Raw genomic sequence first — 21,917 nt, 5'->3', positions numbered from 1 at the left:
AAACCATGACTAAGACGCTCCGAAGGGTTCTGGCAACAGCGATCATGGTGCTCGGACTCATAGCATACCTCCCATCTGCGTTAGCGCAGACAGGTTCTATTACTGGGGGGACGACGCAGAATTCCGCTGCGGGTTCTTCATCAGATGCATCCGGATCTCATACAGTGACCTGGGATTTGCTGGATCCGGGGAGCGATTGGGCTGCTGTCGTGGTGCGTTCCATTTTCCCAGTATTCTCGTCTGGTGATTCTTCTATTGGTTCCGAAAATACCGTCATTGGTACCATGCTTGCGTGGCTGTCTGCTTTTGCGGGCGTGATTGCCGCAGGTTGGGTGACTTACCTGTGGTTTACAACGAACTTTCGGGGCGCAGAGACAGCAAAATTATTGGGAGATAATCAATCCCAGATGTCGATTGTTAAGATCGGATTGGCTGCATTGATGATGTTTCCAACGGTATCAGGTTTTGGTGGTGGTCAGGCTGTAGTCGTTCAGGGCTCTCTCTGGTCCATTGGTATGGCAAAGACCATCTATCACTATGCTGAGAAAGCTATTGGGCCGGATGGAAAAGCCATCGCTACTCCTATCGTCCCAGGCACAAAAGGAATCGTTCTTAATCTCGTTAAAGATGAATTCTGCCGATCCTTGCTGAATGCTGCATCGAACAATCCCGATCTTATCCCCATCCCAGTAGGACGCACGATCAGGGGTATTTCTGGGAACTCAGAGGGGATTATTGTCAACTATGCCTATAACATGACTTTGGGTGATGGCACGCCCACGTGTGGCGCGATCAACCTTGAAACACCGGCAATGGGAAAGACCAACCTTGCTGGTGTGTCTGTAGACACAGCGACAATGCAGCGGAATGTTCTTGATGCTGTTCTTGCAGCAGATATCCGCGGGCAGGTGGAAACTGTTGCCCGTAATTTCTGGATGTCCAAGAAGACACAGGATCTCGCCCCATTGATGGATATCGTGACAACTGCGACAAATGATTACACGTCACGATTGACTGAGAAAGCGGCACAGATGCGCTCTGAACTGGAGAAATCAATCAGCGATCGTTCAACCACTTTAAACCAATGGGGACTTGGTACGAACGGAGATGCGACCAACACCGCCAACCGACTGGATAGCCTAAGCTGGTCTGGGGCAGGGGCCTATTATCTGGAGTTTGCCAGATTGAACGGTCAGACACTGAGCCTCATGACAGCCACCCCGAATGTCACAACTCCTAGTTACAGTGGCATTGGTTCTGCACTGTCTTCTGACGTAGCCCCTCTTATCCAGTCGGCACATACATTTCTGGGTAATATCGATGCCCTGGTTGACACAACGGATGGGATGAGTGCGCCGGGAGGTAACAGCGATCTCTATTCAGGGGCCATGCCTGGTGGCGATGGCTCAAGCACCGTCACGCAGCTCTTCCGTGCGCTGCATCTTAACGACTACGCACTGCAGATGCTGATAGGCTTTATGGAACCATCAGGTACTGGAGGCTACTGGATAGATCCTTTTGGGAACCTGATGTCGCTGGGACATTGGCTGATTACGATATCTGTTACGACCATGGGGACTGCTTCTGTCCTTTCTTCGACTGCGGGCACAATCAGCACTGGCATTCTATCCCTGATGGCAGGCCAGCCTGAAGGCGCAGTGGCGGCCGGGATTGGACACATAGCAATGCAGTTTTTCTCAACGCCTGTTATGCTTGGCTGTATGGCCATGTTGATACCAGGTTTGACAATGGCTTTTGTTCTCCCGATGGTACCTTATGTTATGTGGATGGCCGGTATCGCCAGTTGGCTCATTCTGGTGTGTGAAGCTGTTGTGGCAGCACCCTTATGGATGCTGGCGCACATGACACTCAATGGAGAAGGTCTGCATGGAAACGCACGTCAAGGCTATGCGCTCCTGTTTGATGTAGTGTTCAGACCGACCCTGATGCTGTTTGGCCTGTTTTTCGGCTACTTTGTGTTTGATGCCATGTCATGGCTGGTACATCAGACTTTCGGTGTGGCGGCAGGATTTGCTCTCTCGCACGGTTGGCTGGTCAGCAACTTTCTGGGCATGCTCCTTTTGGTATGGATGTTTGTGCTGCTCCACATGATCCTCGCACTTGCATCGTTCAGATTAATCGCAATCATCCCGAACCGTGTTCCACAAATCCTTGGTTTTGGTGGCGGTGAGCGAATTGATGTTGATGCGTTTAGCAGGGATGTTGCTGCGATTGGTATGGCCGGCGCGATGCAAAAAATGCAGGATGCTTTGAGACCAAATGTTAACGACCATGACAGCCAGAACGTACCACCAGCGAGCAATAAACAAAAATTATCTGGTGGAATTAGTCATAGCGGCGCTATTGGTATAGACACTACAATGAACAAAACATCGTAACTGAGGATATGAAAGGAGATCGCTAATGTCTGAGTCAGGTTTTGGTGCACTCTTCGCTTACGCCTTGGGACGAAATGCTACGGCTGATGCTGCTTTTTCCTCGGCTTTCAAACGTAAGATGAGTGGTGAGCGGACATGGCGTGATGCTTATCATGAATTGGAAATAGCTCATAATAAAGATGTAGACACAGCCCGCCAACAGTTTGCGAAGTATGAAGCGAGGATTGCAGAAAAAGAGAAGAAGCAGAAACATCTTGAACAACAGTTAGCAGCGGCAAATGCGGCGAAAGATGAACTGAAACGACAGCTTGATGCTGCGAAAGCTCATGCCATTATGCTTGATGATCGTTTGTTCGATCTTACACGACGCCATGTCAGGTTGTGCAAGCAAACTGGCACCAAAGAAACGTCATCTACATAGGTGTTTCTTGTCGCATGATGAGGCCGCATCGTCAGATCCACCACAATGGAGAAGACAATGCGGCCTTATTTTTATCTTCCGATTGCCCTGATGTTAGGTTTGACAGCCTGTGATGGGGGAAACGTTGAATCGGCGTCCCGCGCCCATGGTCCGATGCCCCCTAAGCTCCATAATTTGTATTATGAGCCCAACGGAGCATACGGCTCTGCAAGAGCTATCTGGGCACCACCAGTTTACAATCGCCAAGGCACCATCGTGAAACCTACGGATACACGTAACGATACCGGCCGGGAAGATTATGAACATTCGCCTTGGGCGACAGGAGCAAGCGGTGGCGATCAGAACGCCCCGCCAGGAACGTGGTAAATAAAAAGGGCCGCTCTATTTGAGCGGCCCTTTCATTATGGGCAGTCGGGGAAAAATACTCTCTGCTCTATCCATGAATTGTCTGAAAGTTGCGATCTGGCCTGTCCGTAACTGCCAGTTGAGTGAGCAATTCCACAAAGAGACTGACCCCAGAAGGGCGAGGAAAGGCAAGAACGCAATGGAGGCAAGAAGTCGGTTGCCTGTCCATGGGAAAAAAATCATTTCCAATGCCCACATCCCAAACAGCACTGTTGCAATCAGTCCAGCACTATAGGCCCGAATAAAGGTCTCTTTCTGCCGTCTCATGATAACAAGTGCCAGATCTTGGTCACTCAGGTGACTATATGAGACAGCCTGACGAATGCTGGGCAATTGCCGGCCGGCAACATCGGCCTGAGCAGGCCTGTCTAAAATCTCCTGCCTTTTGCCATTTACAGTATCTTCAGGATTTGGCCGCGCAGATAACTTTAGAATTGTCCAAAGCAACCTGATGACATTGAAATTACTTATTATACGCCGCCACCCAACAGCTTCCACGGGAGAGCCTGTGATGTGGGTGGCTACTTTAACCGAGGTCCGGATGATCCCTTTTTTCGTAGTCTGAGGCGGCGGGTTGTCTTTTTTGCTCATTGGCTCAACTCGCGCAGAAAAGACTCTTTATCAGTCGGGTTGCCCTCAAATCGGCCCAGTGACCCGTCTTTTTTGATCCATAGAAATGTTGGGGTTCCTTTCAAAGAGATACTCTTGGCAAAAGCCCCATTCGACTCCAGTTGGTCTGTTGCTTCAGTTGAAGGGGAGGCAGCCCGCTCATGTAAATGGCCGTCGATCCAGGCGCGCACCATATCCCGAGATGAATAGGACAACATGGCCTTGGCATTGAGGGTGCTTTCACCGCGATCTTCATAATCAAGAACTGAAAGGGGCACGACTTTCAGATGAAGTTTACCAGACTGGACCAGGGGCATGAGATTTTGAGCCGCCCGGATAGAGTACATGCACTGTGGATCTATCAACATGACTGCAGAGGGAGCAGAAACTAAACCCACCTCTCCTCCATGCAACGAAGCGAGAGCGGTTTCAGTAATCTGAGCATTGTCCATATGCACAGTTGGAACAGCTCCTGGGATGTGCTGGATCTGTTGCCGGGTGATATCCCGTCCAGATGCGTCCCAAAGTGAACCTGCTATCGCTGCCTGACCATCAGGCGCGGCATATATTACCTGAAAATGTGTCCCGTTCTGCAGAAACATCCCCCGTATACCTTGCCAGGGTTCGAGATCTGTTGCTCGCTTTCCTGACAAGGAACGTAAAGTATCATACGGCACAGGAATGGCCGTACCGCCTAATACCCCTCGACGACCTTTAGGCATGAAATAAACGAAGACACGATCTGACGTGTAAGCAACACCGGTCTCAAAACCATGAAACACACCTTGCCCCGAAAGCCGAGCACCTGAACCTGTAAGGTGCTTTAAGGCATCTTCCGTATCAGGTGTGTTTTCGTGTTGAGCAGGGGGCAGGAGTACCGCCGTGGCTGGAGATCCCGTTTTGCTATCACTAGAGACTGCGCATTGTTGCGCCCAGGCGAAGGTCGGAGCAACCAGCGTAACAGCAAGGGCAAGCGGATAGAAACGTAGCACGATATTCTCCCAACGTGATGTTGGGAGAAAATTTATCGGGTCAGGATGCGACCGAATGGTTTTTTTCCATTATTTCCAATCTTGGGCAATCATAGGAGGTATTGAGCTAACAGGCTCACTTGTTTCTTCTGGTAGTAGTGGTCTTATGATTTTCATAAAACGTGTAATTAGCTTACGATCGTTAACAGAAGCAGTGCGGCGATAGCGTCTGATGGCTTTGATGAGATATCCCCAGTGTTGCTGAGGATATATAATTTGCACCGCTTTAGAACCAATAGTAATTGGATAAGGTAAACCGGGCACAGAACGGCACATACTTGTTTCTAAAAAGAAAATAGCTTCTAGCACACAGGAAGGGAGTTCCTCCTTTAATAGTGGAGCCAGATCCGCAATACTTCGGTAGAACTCCCCATGCATAAAAAATACCCCTGATTTTATCGTTTTCTGACTAACACTTCCTTTCCGCAACGGACTGTTACGGTTTTTGACTGAATGTGCAGTCAAATAAACCATTTTTCATAAATGACTGGAAACCCCAGTACACGTAACCGTGATAGCTTTGGCTATCGGGGAATTTAGTATGTGTCGCTTTTGTCACAATAGATCACGCTATCGCCGTATTTTCTTTCTGTTCGGTCGCATCATTGGTTTGCATATTTTTTCCATAACGTGAGGAGGAGGAAATATGCTCGCTACGATTGAAAATCAGGAAACTGATTCAGATAGGCAGGTAGGCGGTATTGCTGCTGATCGGTTGCGTTCAATTATAGAACGAGTTGAACGTCTTGAAGAAGAGCGCAAAGCACTCGCAGCGGATATCAAGGACGTCTTCACTGAAGCAAAGTCAGCCGGGTTTGACGTTAGAACCGTCAAACAGATTATTCGCCTGCGTAAGCAGGAGCCCGCTGAGATTGAAGAACAGGAAACACTTCTCGACATCTATCGGCGTGCTCTCGGTATGTGAACTCGTTTCACTGGCCGCTAACTGAGCGTATTAATCTTCAATATAGCAACCTGACCCCTAATACGGCCATCGTGGAGTTAAAACCCTTGCAAGGAACTGATCCTGCGAGAACCATTATGGCTGTAAACCGCGACTGTACCGCCATTTCTGGTTTTGACGAGAAGGTTTGATTTGTGAATTTTCGAAATCCATCACTCAAGAATCCGGTGGGTGGTAGCGAGAGGAATTCGTTATTCCACGACTCCCTTTTGGGATCCGTCTAGTCCCGGTTTTCTGGGCATAAATGTCTGTTTTTGCACAAATAGTGGTGCTGTTTGTTGTGGAATCAGTCTCAAACATTTATGCCCTTGTGGTTGGTCGCATCTTGATTGTGCATCCTGTCGCATGACGAGCACATAGTGGGTGCGCCAACCAAAGGTCTCGTTTGCATCGGTTTTTCCTATTGTAAGGAAAAGATCGTGCAGTGAGGAATATGTAAGAGGTGATGGATAGGGCAGCCAGTGCGGCCTGCTTCGTCAGTATGACTGAGAGGAAGAATGAGCCATGACATAGTTTCCCCCAAAAACGACTGAGGCCCCGCTTTCGCGAGGCCTGCAGACACAAAGAACATTCCCAAGGGGATGTCGGAAGAAAAAAAGTTTGGCGACAATTTTTCTCCGACATTTGCCGTAAAATTGCAAGCCTTTTCTTGCCATAGGGGATGTTTGTCCTGCGGGTCAGGAGCGCGACGGGGGTTTTTTACCCATTCGTCGGAAAAAAAGAATAATGATAACAGAAGGTTACGCCCGTTCTGCGGGTATCAGGAAAATCACGCCTGCCATGGTTGCTGCGCGTACAACAGCTGAGGCCCTACCGCTGCAGGCTGTGGAAATGAGCGACCTTTATCGCTATTTGCGTCAGGGACGGTCGATTCTCGGCCTGACATGCCAACAGACAGAATTGCTCTGTTATCTGATCGCATTTACGCAACCTGCCGACTGGTCGGGTGAGGACGATGTTCTGCCCGTCTCGACGGCTTCCAATCTGGATATACAACAACGCTTCGACCTCGGCCGAACCCGCGTCAAAACTCTGTTGCGCGAACTTGCCGAAGCAGGGTGGCTTCTCTACCGGGATAGCCCCAACGGACAGCGATACAGGCGATCAGGCCCGTTTGCTCCAAGGGGACAGCAGGCTTACGGGTTTGATCTTTCTCCGCTCGCCCGCCGATTTGACGATTTAGAACGCGCAGCACAAACGGCTCTGTGGCGGCAACAGGAAGGTCGCCGCCTGCATCGCGAAGTCACGATGATTGCCAGAACCATCTATGCCCTTTTCCAGACGGCTGATGAGGCAGGGCTTACGGTAAAAGATAGACAACAGATACTCGCTCGTACCTCTGCGTTGGTCGGTCAGCGTGGGACAGATCGGGATCCTCAGTGGCTTGACCCCATATGTCAGGAGCTACGCCAGATTCACGATCAGCTGGAGAGGGATATTTCATATCTTCAAGAGGTCGAACATCACCCTGAGGAGACCAAAGCGTCTTCTCTTTTAACTGTGGAAAGTGACCCCATGGGGTCACCTGAGCGACCCCAATATACTAATACAAACCCATCCACATTAGCTAAAGCTACTGTAAAAGCAGACGGCTTCGCCGAAAATTGCATTGAAGCTACGCGTAGTCGGCCGTCCTCGTCTTCCCGTGTCGCAGAACATCAGGCGCCACCCCCTTCTGCGGCGGATCCATTGAGGGGATTCCGGGCCAAGCCGACATTCGTGCTGCATATTGCCCCGATTTTCCGTCAATATTGCAGTTCCGATAGGCCGGCCGAGACGCAAATCATCCAGGCGGCGCTCTATGCGTGCGAACAGTTGGGAATTTCCAGGCACGCCTGGGCTCAGGGACAAGCTGTTTTTGGGGATTATCCGAATGCAGTGGTGATCGCAGCAATTGCAGCACGGACAGATGCAGGAGAAGTCCGTTCACCGGGAGGACTGCTCCGTGCGATGATTTCGCGCTACCTGTCGGGTCAACTCGCACTGGATCGTACACTTTACGGGCTGGCGGAGAAGTTGAAAAACGGCCCGACAGTTGTGCAGTAAGCGCCGATCAGGTGTTTTCAGGCTCAAGCAAAAAAGGTGTTTTTGGTCGCATCATGCTCTGGCTGAGTCGTGATCGTAGGAGATCATACGATGCAGACGATAAGGGAGCTGTTTCCCCCTTCGCTCGGCACAACCGGGAGGACCGAGGGCACCATGCTTGAACCAACACGCTTTCCACGTGTCGAGCGTTATCGAGAAGAACTGGCAACCCTAAGGTTTGAACCCGTTTCAGTCGAAATGACGTCCTTTTACAAGGCTCTGGTTCAGGATGCGATTAGTGCAGCCGCCAAACAACACGATGACTCCCTCAAACATGTGGGGGAATTAAGATTAATGATGACGATCCTTATTAATGCGCGAGTGCCTGCTGATATTTTTTCAGATCTGCTCGATAGGCTCCTTGAGGAACAAGAGACGGATGTCATTCCTACGGAAGGAGATGAATGATGCCCGTCACCGACCCTTATCTCTATCCTGGCACGGAAGTTCTCGTGAACAAGAAGGGCTATCAGAATGCTGAACGCCTTCGCATTTTTGAAACAACCCGGTATCTCAGCCGTGCGATAACCATGCCCACGGATACCAACTCGACGTCCGCCCTTAAAGATTTGCATCATCATCTCTTTCAGGATGTCTACGACTGGGCCGGACAATACCGGACGTGCGACCTCGCTGTTGATGGTCGGAAAGGTCTTCATCCAGACCGGATTTCCCAGTCAGTTCAAAGCGTATTCCAAACCCTGAATGCCAATAATGGGTTGCGGGATCTCTCTTCCGACCGTTTTGCGCGGGGAGCTGCCACCCATATTGCCGCTTTGGATAAAATCCTGCCTTTTCGGCAAGGCAACCAGCAGGTCACCCTGCTTCATCTCTCACACCTAGCACGGAACGCCGGTCATAATTTTGATCTCAGCCAACTCAATCACGATCAATGGAACAGAGCCTGCAGCAAAGCATCAGTCAATGACGAGCGTCTTATGATGCATGCTATCGCGACGTTATTTAAGTCTGGCCGAACAATAACGCCCGACCAGGCGCGTCGGGAAGCGCTGTCGCTCCGTGATCCAGCACGCCAGGAACTGCAATCGGGGATTGATGCGGCCACCAGAACACTTAACGCAGGCCAGGCAGATAGTGCCACGTTGAAAGAGCTGAGGGGCTTACGGGGAGAACTGAAAGCTCTTGAGAGTGATACACAGGTTGGCACAGTTCTGCGTCATATCGATCAGGCCCAAAAGGCCGGCATTGAAAAGCTGACCGTTCTACCCGGACGGGACGGATCGGCGCGTGACGCCATCTATGCCATCGGTCGGGCAGCCGTTCGCAGTCTAGATTTGCGTGAGGATCAGCGAGCAGGGCATGGAATGAGTGCCGAACAGACACAATCTCCTGAATCGTGGTTCGATCGGGCCAGTCAGAAACTGTCTGCGTCAGAAGGAACGGCCCCGCAATCAAATGGGCCAAAATCGCGAGGCCCACAGATTGGATAGAACACTCTGTGCCTAATCAGCACGATAGCGGCGTATGATGCGTTCTGCGTTCTCTATCGCGCGCTCCAGCTCCTCATAATTTATGGGTGCAAACGTGGGCACTGGCTCCAAGGGCCGGATGTCCACGTCCTCCTCTGGAGGAGTGGTCTCCAGACTTTCGCTTTTTCTCGGCCGCCCGCGTTTCCTGCCGGGTAGGGGTCTTTTGGGAGGGCGCACGATCTCGCGGAGTGGTTCAAGTTCTTTCAGGGCGAATAATCGCCTTGCGGTGCGATGCGTGACTTCAACAATCAGACCATCTGACAGAAATCGTTCCAGATAGATGTAAGCCGCTTTTAGAGATAACCCCAGTTCGTCCGAGAGGCGTGTTGCAGATATCAGTGGGTATGCGGCAAGGATATCTATGACCTTATCGGCACGTGATGTGCTTCTCTGGGCACCTGATTGCATGCGTGCGTGACGCCAGCTTCGTTCGAGTGCACGCGTACGGTTTTCTACGGCCGTCATTTCATCATACAGACAGTTGAGGAAGCACGGGATCCATTCTGATGGTTCCCAGGGTGCATCCGCTATAAAAGCTCTGGCGCCAACAAGGGGAAGCGGAAAATGAAGGATATCCGTACGTCGCCAATGTCGGATCAAGGCTGCGCGCATTGGGGCACGGGCATGACCAGCTTCTACCCAGGCATGAAATGCAGTAGCAGCGCCAAGAAGAGGGCCTGATGCCTTGCTGTGTTCAGAAAGCCACCCCAGGGCGCTCTCTATCGCGTTGCGTTGTGCTTCATCTGGCTTAACGAGCCATTGGTATTGTGCAAAAGCAGCATGTGCCGCATCAACAGAGGACCCCCGCTCAAAGACATCAGAGCCGAGAGGTACCACTCTCAAGCCCTCAAGTTCGGCGGCAAGTCGCCAGGGATCTATGAGGTGGCCATCGACAGCTGCACAGGCACGTGAGGCTTCTAGCCGTTCCCGAAAGAGGATGGCAAGGAGAAGAGGGTGATGACGGAGCCGCTGATCAATGCGGCCGAATGCAATCGCCGTCTGGGTGAGGTTTTTATTCAGATGTCCATCTGAATGTTTGAGTGTTTCCGATCCAAACATGCTCAGATACAGCGGTTTGCATCATCATAAACCTCATTGGCGTCCCTGCGGCCAAGAGCGATGACTAATACAATGAGTTTTACCATCGTCCATCTGGTGCACCAGACGATACCCAGATGGGCGAAGCCTGATTTTGTAACAGCTCCGTAAGTCACCGGATAATTCGGCTGACAAAACATATGTATCAACTCACAGATTATCCAGCATGAAATTTATCTGGGGGTATTATGACTGACCGCAAATATGCACTATCATATGATGATAAAGTAGAAAATATTCTTGAGAGTTGTTTCAAACTCCTTATCTTTCACAATTAGATCAAACTGTTGGTATCATGAAAAATTGTGACCGTCAGGGTTTCGAAATATTTTTCAGGAAACCGGAAAAGTTTTTATAAAGAATTTCAGAACCGTAAACATTCAGGTGATCCTTGTCGCGATACAAGGGAATTCCATTTCTGACGGGAGAACAAGAGGTTAATTCTTCCGGACATATTTCTGAGAATGCATCAAACACATAAAGATTTTTGTGGTTTTCCTGAACATCTATCATAGCGTGCATGATGTCATTCAGGGGTTTTGCTTCGTCCTTTCGCTTGATGTCGCACGTCGTATTATTCGATTGGGATGGAGCGCAGTTATATAATGAATCAAATCTGAACATCGGGATGGGAGACATAATGATAATGGAGACATTTTTGGCCTCCAGAGATGATGTGATCTTTCCGACTTGCTGCAGCCAGTTCTCGATATCCGGCAAAGGTTTGATCTCGCCGTCTCGGGTTAGAAAAATTCGTCCCAGAACAACGAAATCGCCACTTTTCATCCGTGCAAGAGCTGCATTCCAAATGCTTTTGACGCTCTGGAGAAGAAATACCACCTGAGGCTGGGAAGGGCTCACCAACCGTTTCGACAAGATGAATGCCGTAACCAGACTTCTGTTGCAGTTGGGAAAGTAGTCCCATCAAATGACCTGCGTGACTATCTCCCATGACCCAAAGAGTGGGAAGGTTTTTATTCGCCGGTGGAATTGTACATTTCTCCATCGTGTTGCTATGTAGAGGGCGTTTTGGGAGTTCTACAGTACAGTAAAAAAAGTTGGTATGTTTTACAGGAAAATTCTCATATGAATCAGGAATATAACGAAACCCATTTATAGCAAGAGGATGGGGATTATGAGATTTGTGTAATGTAAATACATACAAAGACGAGAATAAAATGAGAGGCAATGACAATAAATATGAAAATACATTTCCTTTATTTTGTAAAAATGTCTTCAGGCGCTTTTCCAAAATGAAATATGACGATATGGACGTAAAGAATGTCAATAAAAGGAAGTTATAAAGATACGACGTGTTAGATTTCATATACAGATTGAGTAAAGATAGAATGGGCCAATGCCATAAGTATAACGAATACGATATTTTCCCTAAAAACTGTAATACGTTGCCACTCAGGAAAAGACGTGCCTTGTTTGTATGAGGTAGAAACAGGATCAGTACAGCTGTTGCCGGGGCTGCCAGAAAGCTCCACAGCACATTCTGATATTGCGGTAGAACGGCAGAAAAAATAACGCATAGAAAAGACAGGTAACAAATAACGCTTTTAATATTTTTCTGATCACGATTTTCGAAATGAAGGGACAAGAGGCATGCAATACATCCGATGCCAAACTCCCAAAAACGACCAAAAGGAAGCAGGTAGGCAGCGCCTCCCGTTGTATGTCCTGGCAGGATCATCAAAACGATGGCCGAGACTATTGAAAGTGCGCATATAGCGGTCAATGGAAAAAGTCTGGAAGTCTTTTCGTTAAAAAATCCGGTTATTTTCAAGAGACATGGATAGAGCAGATATATCTGCTCTTCTACGCCTAACGACCAGGTATGGGTAAAGGCATTCAGTTTTGTAGAGGGAGAAAAATAATCCTGGGATATTTTCCATAAGTAAAAATTGGAGAAACCGAATAGCGCGAGAAAACCGGTTTGAAGTGAAATCTGTGGCTGGGGATCAATTATCCAGACTGCAGTACTGCAAATGACAATATTCGTTAGCAGTGCTGGCGTGATGCGACGTAGTCGTTTGGCATAAAAATCATATAGGAGAGAGGGTAAACCTTTCCCGTGCCCATAATTAAATAAGCTTCCGGTAATCACAAATCCTGATATGACGAAGAATATATCTACACCCAGATATCCACCTGGAAGCCATTTGGTATTCAGATGATTGATGATGACCATGAGGATGGCGATAGCTCGTATCCCATCAATGTCTTTTCTATACGAGAATTTTTTCACGGTTTCTGAAAAAGATATGCTGCCAATATTCATTATTTCTACATGTTAAAATTAAAATATAATAGTTTTGTCCAACTCTTATAAGGAGCGTGTATCTTAAAACAAGTCTATCTCTCGTAAATATTTAATATATAATCCATTTATTATTGATGGTTTTTCGTAATTTCTTAAAATATTTTTTATATATAGGGAAATTTTATATATTTTATGAGTCTATAGTTTATATTTGAATGCTTCTACAGATCATCAAAATAAGTAAAGACTGATATTTGATTGTCCATCTTTCAGTTTAATAAACATGCTCCATAAGCCAAAAAACAAAAATTTCGCAGGCATCTGGTAAAGAAAAAGGCTCAAGGTAGATATAGGCGGCTTTCAGAGAAAGCTTCAGTTCAACCGAGATCCGTATTGCTGACGCCAAAGGATAGCCGTGCGGATCCGCACGTCATTCACCTCGATATCCCGCCAAGTAAAGCCCGGCAATAAATCGGGAAATTTCCTGATTGCGGTCATGTTTTTACCTGCATTGGTCCAGTGGACACACGGCAAAAAAGCAGAATATCAGGAAACCATTGTTTCCGTGATGAAGACCTGTTGATTATCTCCCTGCCGCGACTGACAACGGCGTCACTGGGTAGATCAGTTGGGACACTCATCAACACGGGCTTCTATCGTGGCTCTTTGGGAAAAAGGGCCGCAGACGCTCCATTTGTTCGTTCGTCAGCCAAAACAGGTCGCTCATCTCCAGTCACTTCACTGAGCCTGAATCAGATTTCCGCAATCAAATCATTAGATCCTGAGCCGAGGCATGACCATCTTGACAAAGTAAGGGAATTTCCTTACCTATAAAGAAAGTTAAAACTGGAGTTAAGCCATGGTCGACTTGCTGAAAGCAGAAAGCACTATCACCGCTAAGGGCCAGACGACTATTCCCAAGAGCGTCCGGAAGGCTTTAGGTGTAGACTATGGTGGGCGTATTGCGTTCGTCGTGGACGATCAGCGCCGTGTTCATGTCGAGAAGGCTACAGAAGAGACAAGCGATCCAGTCGTTGAGCGCTTCCTCGAATTTCTGGAGAAGGACATGCTCGACCATTCCCGTTCACGCCTTGTCAGCTTACCTGCCAGTCTGCCTGATCGCGTAGCCGCGCTCGTCGGGAATATGGACGTTGATCTCGATGATGAGATTGAAGGTGATGTGGCGCTCTGACTATGCTGACGATTAATGGCTGGACCATCCTCGCGCATCCGCTCTTTCTCGATCAGTTGGAAAAGCTCATCGGCGCTGTTGAAGAGTTGAAGGAAAAAAAGCCCCACGAATATCAAAAGAAACCGAGCACGAAGTTATTGGCCGCCTTGAACAAGCTGCTCTTCCAGTCAATCCCTACCGATCCGACAGCAGCCGTCTATAGACAAGGCGGAACGCTTGGTGAAGCGCACAAGCATTGGTTTAGGGCAAAGTTCGGGAATGGTCGCTTTCGCCTGTTCTTCCGCTATAGTTCGGCTGAAAAAATCATCATCTTCGCTTGGGTGAACGATGAGACGAAATTGCGCACCTATGGTTCAAGGACTGACGCTTACAAAGTTTTCAAGGCGATGCTACAGAAGGGCAACCCGCCAGACGATTGGGACGCTCTTTGTGCGGCTGCGTCCGATCAGGCTACAGTTGACCGGCTGGGTAAGTCCTCTCCTCCAAATTCGTGACGAATGCAGTTTAACGTTACAGCATTGCATATTGTCCTTTGGATCGGACTGTGGGCTGCGCCTGAACCATGCTAAGGATGCGTTTTCGCCATTAGGCTTAAATCCAATAGCGCAATGGCGGTTGGGGACACACGAAGCCTCGACCGTAAATCACGTTGGCAGCATGCTAACTAGTTTTGACGGTTAGGCATCAAGCGCGATGATAGCAGGACTATATCGCGCTGATTACTTCGGATATCCATCAGTTTAATCACGCCTGAATGTCATCAGGAAATGGCAAAGTCGGCCATTTACTTTACTTAAACTTACTTGACTTCAAACTCCGCCCTCTTCCCCATACCTACCTGCGATAATATCAATATCCCGCTAAACCATTATGAAGATGCGCTAAACGAACAGGAATAACGGGATATGCATACATTGATGATGCGGTATTAATCTGTCTGTTTTTGTTTGGAAATCTCGCCAAGGTGCTCAAGGATTGCCAGCAAAATGCGCGGTGCACCACGATAGCCTTCGTCTCCTTCCGTTTCCTTAATGTTAACCATGGCATCAAACAGGCGATAAGCTGGGCCATCCCTATTTGAGATAACTTCTTCAATCGCATCCAGGTCTAATTCGAGAGTTTTCTGTCCAGCGTTCCGTAGGGCAGTATATTTATCAAGCGCATCCACGAAATAAGGATCTGATGACCAATGTCTCGACATTCTGATGTGGGCCTTATTGTTCAAGTTTGAAACCATAGTACATATACTTTTTTATATCAGCCGAAATAATCTGTTCGTAAAGATGAGAAAGAACTTTCGCGCAGACAGAAATTCATTGCAAACTGACATTCTAGTGGTCGCTATTTCTATAACAGAATAATTATTTCGCATGTAAAATCGAGATGGTGTCTTAATATGTAGAAAATATTTTCGACAGGTGCGTGCGCAGAAGAATACACTTGCGTTGCCTTCTGAACGTCATCCAGTGCCAGCCGTATCAAGTAGGGCCAAACTTCGATGCTTCATAATCAGCATGCGTTGCAGATTTGAAGGACGTGTTGCAGGTAAACACGCGTGTATCTTCCGAAGTATCTCAAGGCGCGTAAAGGAATGCTGGATTTTCGACTTTGTCGAAGGGTAGGGAATTCGTGTTCATTCTGTTATCAGCCCCTCATGAGACGACTAGCCTTGATATTTCTCTGCGTCTTTTACGCAGGCTCCCTTCATGCAGAAGAAGATAACTGCAACGATTTTGGGGCGAATAGCCATCTACCAAAGATTGTAAATTCCAAGCTAAGCGTAGGCACTAAATTACTGTGCAACAAAGGCTATGCGGTCTTAGCTTCCTCTATTTCGCATGGCCCTCTCTGGTCTGCCGAACATCTCTGGTCGGATGATGTGGAGGCAGCGGAAAGGTTAAAAAGGGCAGGCCATTTCTATGCAGACACTCGGTTTGCGGGCAGCGCGGATTTACAGGACTATTATAACTCCATTTATGACCGTGGACATATGGCACCGAGTGGTGACCAACCTACAGAAGCATCCCAGGCAGAGACTTACGCACTCTCAAATGTGGTGCCTCAGACAGCCAGTCTGAATGAAGGCATCTGGTCACGTGTGGAGCGGCGTGTGCGGGATATGGCAGATGATGAAGGAGAGCTGTATGTGGTGACAGGTCCCGCTTTTCATTTGCGCCCTATTCAGACCATGGGACATGACCACGTGTACGTGCCGTCCTCAACGTGGAAAGCGGTTTATTCGCCCAGCAAGAATAAAGCGTCAGCGTATGTGTGTAAAAACGCACAACAGCATCCACACTGCACGCAGGTTACAGTCGCAACACTGATACGAAATGTCGGGATTGATCCGTTTCCAGGAGTGTCAGCGCAGATTAAGGCGCAAGCATGGAAGTTGCCCGCACCTTAATCGGATTTAAAGCCGCTGGATCTCGTTATGGAATTAACTGTTCCAATCAATGATATTCCAGATATATCGTGTTTTATCTATCGTCTTTTTAACTACATTGAAAAACTGAATTCTAGCAAAAACCGAATGTATATTACTTTTGGTAAACAATTTACTATTTATAATTTTTTTCTTATGTTGATACAGTTATCTTGTTATGAGGAAGATATTCCAAAGGATCTGAAAATTATGGTACATAATAAACACGTAGATAATTATTTGCATCATTTGACATGTGATATTGTCGTTGCTTATTTGTCTGGAAATGCCATACCATTTTCCGATGTACCTTTACTGATACAACAGATTTATCGTGCTCTTGCGGGCGTTGAAATGGACGTAAGTGATGATAAAGAACTAGTTCCTGCTGTGCCCATTAAGAAATCGGTGTTTCCTGATTATATTATCTGTTTAGAAGATGGGAAAAAGGTGAAAATGCTCAAACGCCATCTGATGTCAGCGTTTGGCCTCACCCCTTCAGCTTATCGTCAAAAATGGGGATTGCCGGCTAATTATCCGATGGTCGCGCCTGCTTATTCAGAACAACGATCACGTTTAGCGCGATCCTTAGGATTGGGGAATAACAAGTCACAAGAGATTACCGAGCTACAGCACGAAAAATCAGAAGAAGATGCCATTGTGACACGTTTACCTGAGGTCAAAAGGGGACGTAAAAAGAAACTCGGTTGATTAAGGCTGCTTTTTCCTGCCCCAATGATGATTTTATTCAATGAACAAGACAATAGGTCTTCATGGGGGGAACTGGTCGGTTTCCATGGTCTTAATTTTTGGTGTGCGAACTTTCTGGTTAAGTTATTTTGTGAACTGTACATTCAGGAAGGCATCCTTTTAAGGCCTTCTATCAAACGTAAGATTAACGTGTTATTATGTCCACGACATCGAAAAGAAGTGTGTTAGTGAAAATTATCTTTTGTTGAACAAAATATAAACAAAAGTCATTTGGTGGGGATCTATCTATGGACAATAATCTACTAAAAAAAATCAGAGATAAAGCCCTTTCTGATTTTCCGAATGATTACGAAACTGCTTTGTTTCAAATAGAAAATCAAATTCAAGCAATAAATGATATTAATAATTTTAAGGATGATGAAGTCCCTAATAATATTTTACTCGATATACAGAAAAAAGCACTTTCAGATTTTGATGATGACTTTGAGACAGCTCTTTATCAAATAAAGAATCAAATAAAAGCTTGGAAAAAAATAAATAAAATTGATTTTATAATCAAAAACAAACAACCTTTCCAAAATAAAAAATTGGGCTAAATTTCTAATGCCATTGTTGATATTATTTATAATATTTTGTTTTTTTATCGGTTTAGGGATTAAGATTTTTATAATCTCTCTTTCTGTAATTTTAGTGGCAGTTATGATTATAGTTCCTGCTTATATGATATTTTTAGAGGTAAATAGAACAAAAAAACAGATTGAACTGCCTGCACAAGAGAAAAAAATACTCCCATCAGAAACAAAGCCGGTAATTGTAGAAAAGAGAATTTGGACACAAGAACTGAAAAATAAAAGTCAAAATAAAATAAAATCAATAATAGATAAATATAAAATAAACCTCCAAATAGCTAGTAACAAATGTTTGAAAGTAAATAATTATGGTAGAGTAATAGATTCTGGATGGCAAGAAGAGATGGAGTTTTTTTTGAAGACGGAAGTTAGACCACTTTTATCATACTACGATAGAATTTACTTGGATGCAAATATTTATAATGTCTTTGATTATATAAATACTATTGTTTCAGAGAAAAAGAATGTTGAAATTTTAACTCCTTATGAGTATGAACAAAAGTGTGCTGATATTTTTATAATGCATGGTTGGAATGCTATTGTAACTTCTGGAAGTGGTGATCAAGGTGCCGATGTTATTGCGGAAAAAAATAATAAAAAAATTGCAATACAATGTAAAATGTATTCAAATACCGTAGGAAATTCTGCCGTTCAAGAGGTTTTTTCTGCAAAAAAATATTATAATGCAACAGAAGCCGCAGTGATAACTACTATTGGTTATACAAAATCAGCATTGGATTTGGCAAGAAAAACTAATGTTCATTTAATAACGGATAAAAATATTACTGATTTTATATTGTCTTTTGAGGTGGAGGGATCGATGAACCGTTGATTGATGCGCCTTTTTCTGGATTTTGGGTTTGTGGCGTTTTGATTAATGGTTGCCGTGGTAGCATTCGATCTGCATTTTAAGCTGATCGGAAGGTACCATCCGCTGAATTGCTATGCTGTGGCGCTGACGCGCTCTATGAAGAAGAAGCGGCGCATGTTGTAGACAATATTGGCTAGCCTGACCCTCATTGTGGCCCGGGTGATACCTACTGTCCGGATGAACGGTCCCGTTTGTGACTTTTGCTCGACAAAAAGGTGCTCGACGCGGGATCGGATCACCGACTTCCCTGCGTTGGATCGACGCGGAAATCTCACAGAAGGATTGTACATCGGGTTAGATTATGAAAAAGTCTGTTTTGTAGAAAAGAAATTTCCATAATCATCAAGAAAACCCGATGCAGACAGAGTGTAGCGCAGGCGCGTATGAGTTTCCAGCCTCCTGTGGACGGCGTGTTGTGGCCCGTTTTGACGGGGGTCGCATGAGTTCGGATGGGGGCGTCATTCTGGTGAAGCAGGCTGATGACATTCTGGGTCTCAGCCGCCGCTTTGCTGCCTGTTTTCGCGATAAGCGGCATCCTGCCTTTGTGGAATACCGGGTTGAAGACCTTGTCCGTCAGCGGATCATGGGCCTGGCACTGGGCTATGAAGATCTCAATGATCACGATGCCCTGCGGCATGACCTGATCTTTGGTCTGGCCTCGGGTCGTCTGTCAGGAGGCCGGGCAAACTGCGCAGCATTGGCTGGCAAATCTACACTGAACCGGTTGGAGCGCAGTGGGCACAAGGCAGATCGTTACTGTCGGATCATTGCTGATCATGAGGCCCTGGCTACCCTGTTCGTCACGCTCTTCCTTGACCAGCATGAGCGCGCACCCGCCCGGATCGTTCTGGATGTGGATGCCACCGATGACCGTATCCATGGCCATCAGGAAGGCCGCGCCTTTCATGGATATTACGGCCATAACTGCTATCTTCCCCTGTATGTCTTCTTCTGTGGTTGCCGTCCGTTATGCAAGAGTTTTCTGACCCATATTGACGTGTGATCGTGTGCGGTCTTCTGTAAGGCCTGTTGATGTGGCCTTTCAGAAGCCACTGGCCGGTATGGTGATCAGCGGATCAGATCCAAATCTGCGGGGCGTGCTTGAAAGTACGAAAAGACATACTGGTTTTTCCGATCCGGATCAAACGATCATGCGCCCATTCAGGTCATCGCCCTCTCACACCCCTACCGGTTCCATCCGCGGGAGCCGAGCCATCGCTCAGGCTGCCACGGACAGGGCCGGATCCCGATAATCCTCCTGTTTCGTTGCCATGGCCCAGATTGCCCTTGCCATCCTGTTGGCCAGGGCAATCGCTACCAGCATACGGGGCTTGCGGGCCAGCATCCGTGCCAGCCAGCTTCCCGGTGCTGGGCCCTTGCGACTGGCCCAGTTCACCTGGGTCATGGCACCCATGATGAGAAGCCTGCGGATATCAGCCTGTCCGGCTTTTGATATCCTCCCCAGCCTTTCCTTTCCGCCAGATGAGAACTGCCGGGGCACCAGTCCCAGCCACGCAGCAAAGTCGCGCCCGCGCCGGAAGGTCTGCAGGTCAGGCGCAAAAGCCTCAACCGCAAGAGCGGTCAGAGGACCCACTCCAGGCATGCTCTGCAATCTGCAGGCGGTTTCACTTCCCTGGGCAAGCATCCTGATCTTCTTTGTTCTGGCATCAATTCGCACACTCTGCTCCGAAATCTGTTGCAGCAGATCAAGGCATTCCTGCCTTACAAGCTCTGGCAGAACTGCCTCATCCAGCATGGCCTCAATGCGTTTGATATGCGCAATCCCCTGTGGCACGACGAGACCGAATTCATACAGAACGGCACGCAGGGCATTCACCAGTTCCGTGCGTTGGTGCACCAGACGCTCGCGGGAGCGAAAGAGAACGCTTCGGGCCTGCTGCGCTTGAGTGCGCGGTTCGACAAAGCGCATTTCCGGCTGACGGGCCGCAATGACGATCGCTTCCGCGTCGGCAGCATCGTTCTTCTGCCGCTTCACGAAAGGCTTCACATACTGCGGAGCGATCAGTCTGACCTCGTGACCAGATGCCGCCAGTTCGCGGGCCCAGTAATGCGCGCTCCCGCACGCTTCAAGAACGACCAGAGCAGGCGGCTGCGTTGCCATGAACTGCATAAACTGCTGACGACGCAGCTTTTTGCGAAACATCACCTCGCCCGCACGCGAAGCTCCATGAACCTGGAAAATGGTCTTTGCCAGATCAACGCCAATCACTGTATCCTTCATCTGCCGTCCTTTCACGCGGTTGTTTTTACTCAACGACCATTCTGGCACATTGCGATGCCGTGCGGGGAGGACGGCAACCACCCCATCTGCGGGGACCATCTCCTCAGCGCTACCCTGCGCACGGCAGACAGGGACCCGGGGAAGGAAGCACTGGCAGACATCCGCCGGATCGTGGAGCAGATCAGGAGCCGTTGGCCCCGGGTGCGTATCCTGGTGCGTGGGGACAGCGGTTTCGCCCGGGACAGTCTGATGACATGGTGCGAAGACAACCACGTTGACTTCCTGTTCGGGCTTGCAGGCAACACCCGCCTGTATGACCGGATTGCCTCTTTGTCCGCTGAGGTTCGTGACGAAGCCGCCACGACAGGCAGAGCTGCGCGCGGTTTCGCCTCCTTTGACTGGATCACAAAGGACAGCTGGACGCGCCGCAGGCGGGTCGTGGCCAAGGCCGAATGGCGCCACGGCAACCGCTATCATCGCTTTATTGTCACCACGCTACCGCAGGGAATGTCCGACCCTCGCCATCTCTACGAACAGATTTACTGCGCACGCGGGGATATGGAAAACCGCATCAAGGAATGCCAGATGGATCTGTTCTCAGACAGGACCTCGTCCCACACCATCCGGGCCAACCAGCTCCGGCTGTGGTTCTCGGCCGCAGCCTATGTCCTGCTGACCGCTCTGCAAAGACTGGCCCTTGGCCAGACCAGCCTGGAGACGGCGACCTGTGGCACCATACGCGCACGGCTGCTCAAAATCGCGACACGTGTAACGCTCAGCGTCCGTCGGATTGTCCTGTCCATGCCGGACATGTTCCCCTGTCAGCATGAATTCGCCCTCGCTCATGCACGATTGCGAAGGCTCCGGCAGGCCATCTGAAGAAACAGACAGTGCACAGACCACATAGCTTCCACCAACACTGCCTTCTCAGGCCGTGACACCCTCACTGCGTTCAGAACCCGCCGCCAGAAGCAGAATATCGTCAATATTCCAGATCGGGCTCCTGTGGGATGACTGAATTCTACAAAATGACCCGAAATTGCCTCAAGTGTGAGAAATCCGCGTCGAATTGGCCG

At 48.2% G+C, this 21,917-nt stretch carries 20 protein-coding genes and 3 pseudogenes; 14 read left to right on the top strand and 9 right to left on the bottom strand.

Translation table 11 applies throughout. The features are described 5' to 3' along the window. Nucleotides 1-5 precede the first annotated feature (5 nt). Nucleotides 6-2,399 (top strand): DotA/TraY family protein, encoded by a 2,394-nt coding sequence (locus tag QQM41_RS14185; protein WP_339078280.1) that lies wholly within the window; start codon nucleotides 6-8, stop codon nucleotides 2,397-2,399. Nucleotides 2,400-2,424: 25 nt separating this feature from the next. Next, nucleotides 2,425-2,820 (top strand): hypothetical protein, encoded by a 396-nt coding sequence (locus QQM41_RS14180; protein WP_087652319.1) that lies wholly within the window; start codon nucleotides 2,425-2,427, stop codon nucleotides 2,818-2,820. 381 nt (nucleotides 2,821-3,201) lie between these two features. On the opposite strand, the gene QQM41_RS14175 is transcribed toward QQM41_RS14180, so the two are convergent. The 3 genes from QQM41_RS14175 to QQM41_RS14165 form a co-directional block, all read right to left on the bottom strand. Beyond that, entirely contained in the window at nucleotides 3,202-3,816 is a 615-nt protein-coding gene (locus QQM41_RS14175; protein ID WP_339078279.1) for a hypothetical protein, read from the bottom strand. Continuing rightward, entirely contained in the window at nucleotides 3,813-4,826 is a 1,014-nt protein-coding gene (locus QQM41_RS14170; protein WP_339078278.1) for a thiol:disulfide interchange protein, read from the bottom strand. The genes QQM41_RS14175 and QQM41_RS14170 overlap by 4 nt, the downstream gene beginning before the upstream one ends. 69 nt (nucleotides 4,827-4,895) lie before the next feature. Beyond that, a complete protein-coding gene (locus tag QQM41_RS14165) occupies nucleotides 4,896-5,174 on the bottom strand; it encodes a hypothetical protein (protein ID WP_259330958.1) in 279 nt (92 codons plus the stop codon). A gap of 337 nt (nucleotides 5,175-5,511) precedes the next feature. On the opposite strand from QQM41_RS14165, the gene QQM41_RS14160 reads away from it, so the two are divergent. The 4 genes from QQM41_RS14160 (at nucleotide 5,512) to QQM41_RS14145 (ending at nucleotide 9,365) form a co-directional block, all read left to right on the top strand. Then, nucleotides 5,512-5,790: a DUF2312 domain-containing protein gene (locus QQM41_RS14160; protein WP_052013654.1), complete on the top strand. Its 279-nt coding sequence runs from the start codon at nucleotides 5,512-5,514 to the stop codon at nucleotides 5,788-5,790. A gap of 765 nt (nucleotides 5,791-6,555) precedes the next feature. Continuing rightward, nucleotides 6,556-7,875: a plasmid replication protein RepC gene (repC, locus tag QQM41_RS14155; RefSeq protein ID WP_301273845.1), complete on the top strand. Its 1,320-nt coding sequence runs from the start codon at nucleotides 6,556-6,558 to the stop codon at nucleotides 7,873-7,875. 153 nt (nucleotides 7,876-8,028) lie between these two features. Further along, a complete protein-coding gene (locus QQM41_RS14150) occupies nucleotides 8,029-8,322 on the top strand; it encodes a hypothetical protein (RefSeq protein WP_061498350.1) in 294 nt (97 codons plus the stop codon). Further along, nucleotides 8,319-9,365, top strand: a complete 1,047-nt coding sequence (locus tag QQM41_RS14145; protein WP_339078277.1) for a Fic family protein — start codon at nucleotides 8,319-8,321, stop codon at nucleotides 9,363-9,365. Before QQM41_RS14150 ends, QQM41_RS14145 begins: the two co-directional genes overlap by 4 nt. 12 nt (nucleotides 9,366-9,377) lie before the next feature. Here the strand turns inward: QQM41_RS14145 and QQM41_RS14140 are convergent, their stop codons facing one another. The 3 genes and pseudogenes from QQM41_RS14140 to QQM41_RS14130 form a co-directional block, all read right to left on the bottom strand. Continuing rightward, nucleotides 9,378-10,241: a winged helix-turn-helix domain-containing protein gene (locus tag QQM41_RS14140; protein ID WP_339078276.1), complete on the bottom strand. Its 864-nt coding sequence runs from the start codon at nucleotides 10,239-10,241 to the stop codon at nucleotides 9,378-9,380. Between the two features lie 573 nt (nucleotides 10,242-10,814). Beyond that, the gene (locus QQM41_RS14135) at nucleotides 10,815-11,288 is read right to left on the bottom strand and encodes an SGNH hydrolase domain-containing protein (protein WP_339078275.1); all 474 of its coding nucleotides are present in this window, start codon (nucleotides 11,286-11,288) and stop codon (nucleotides 10,815-10,817) included. Nucleotides 11,289-11,814: 526 nt separating this feature from the next. Further along, nucleotides 11,815-12,699, bottom strand: a pseudogene (locus QQM41_RS14130) (acyltransferase family protein); the annotation flags it as partial. A gap of 931 nt (nucleotides 12,700-13,630) precedes the next feature. Here QQM41_RS14130 and QQM41_RS14125 point away from each other — a divergent pair. Further along, nucleotides 13,631-13,963 (top strand): type II toxin-antitoxin system PrlF family antitoxin, encoded by a 333-nt coding sequence (locus QQM41_RS14125; RefSeq protein WP_087636501.1) that lies wholly within the window; start codon nucleotides 13,631-13,633, stop codon nucleotides 13,961-13,963. Between the two features lie 2 nt (nucleotides 13,964-13,965). Continuing rightward, nucleotides 13,966-14,457, top strand: a complete 492-nt coding sequence (locus QQM41_RS14120; protein WP_124297984.1) for a type II toxin-antitoxin system YhaV family toxin — start codon at nucleotides 13,966-13,968, stop codon at nucleotides 14,455-14,457. Nucleotides 14,458-14,891: 434 nt separating this feature from the next. On the opposite strand, the gene QQM41_RS14115 is transcribed toward QQM41_RS14120, so the two are convergent. Further along, the gene (locus QQM41_RS14115; RefSeq protein ID WP_087652266.1) at nucleotides 14,892-15,131 is read right to left on the bottom strand and encodes a hypothetical protein; all 240 of its coding nucleotides are present in this window, start codon (nucleotides 15,129-15,131) and stop codon (nucleotides 14,892-14,894) included. Between the two features lie 423 nt (nucleotides 15,132-15,554). Here QQM41_RS14115 and QQM41_RS14110 point away from each other — a divergent pair, with 423 nt between their 5' ends. The 4 genes from QQM41_RS14110 to QQM41_RS14095 all read left to right on the top strand — a co-directional run bounded on the left by QQM41_RS14110 (nucleotide 15,555) and on the right by QQM41_RS14095 (nucleotide 18,560). After that, nucleotides 15,555-16,370: a DNA/RNA non-specific endonuclease gene (locus QQM41_RS14110; protein ID WP_339078274.1), complete on the top strand. Its 816-nt coding sequence runs from the start codon at nucleotides 15,555-15,557 to the stop codon at nucleotides 16,368-16,370. A gap of 27 nt (nucleotides 16,371-16,397) precedes the next feature. After that, nucleotides 16,398-17,099, top strand: a complete 702-nt coding sequence (locus QQM41_RS14105; protein WP_339078273.1) for a MucR family transcriptional regulator — start codon at nucleotides 16,398-16,400, stop codon at nucleotides 17,097-17,099. A 287-nt stretch (nucleotides 17,100-17,386) separates the two neighbouring features. Then, entirely contained in the window at nucleotides 17,387-17,695 is a 309-nt protein-coding gene (locus QQM41_RS14100; RefSeq protein ID WP_035366767.1) for a hypothetical protein, read from the top strand. A gap of 7 nt (nucleotides 17,696-17,702) precedes the next feature. Further along, nucleotides 17,703-18,560, top strand: coding sequence for a restriction endonuclease (locus QQM41_RS14095; RefSeq protein ID WP_003631295.1), 858 nt, complete (start codon nucleotides 17,703-17,705; stop codon nucleotides 18,558-18,560). Between the two features lie 110 nt (nucleotides 18,561-18,670). Here QQM41_RS14095 and QQM41_RS14090 read toward each other — a convergent pair. Beyond that, nucleotides 18,671-18,865: pseudogene (locus tag QQM41_RS14090) on the bottom strand (IS5/IS1182 family transposase); the annotation flags it as partial. An 89-nt stretch (nucleotides 18,866-18,954) separates the two neighbouring features. On the opposite strand from QQM41_RS14090, the gene QQM41_RS14085 reads away from it, so the two are divergent. Beyond that, nucleotides 18,955-19,602, top strand: coding sequence for a transposase (locus QQM41_RS14085; protein ID WP_339078272.1), 648 nt, complete (start codon nucleotides 18,955-18,957; stop codon nucleotides 19,600-19,602). Between the two features lie 216 nt (nucleotides 19,603-19,818). On the opposite strand, the gene QQM41_RS14080 is transcribed toward QQM41_RS14085, so the two are convergent. Further along, nucleotides 19,819-20,841, bottom strand: a complete 1,023-nt coding sequence (locus QQM41_RS14080; protein WP_339076906.1) for an IS110 family transposase — start codon at nucleotides 20,839-20,841, stop codon at nucleotides 19,819-19,821. An 87-nt stretch (nucleotides 20,842-20,928) separates the two neighbouring features. Here QQM41_RS14080 and QQM41_RS14075 point away from each other — a divergent pair. Next, nucleotides 20,929-21,720 (top strand): annotated as a pseudogene (locus tag QQM41_RS14075) (IS1380-like element IS1380A family transposase); the annotation flags it as partial. Between the last annotated feature and the right edge of the window lie 197 nt (nucleotides 21,721-21,917).

It is taken from the genome of Acetobacter sp. AC2005, from assembly GCF_037901235.1.
Classification (GTDB): domain Bacteria; phylum Pseudomonadota; class Alphaproteobacteria; order Acetobacterales; family Acetobacteraceae; genus Acetobacter; species Acetobacter oryzoeni.
Note: the sequence above shows the minus strand (reverse complement) of the source record. Positions and strands in the feature narration are given on the sequence as shown.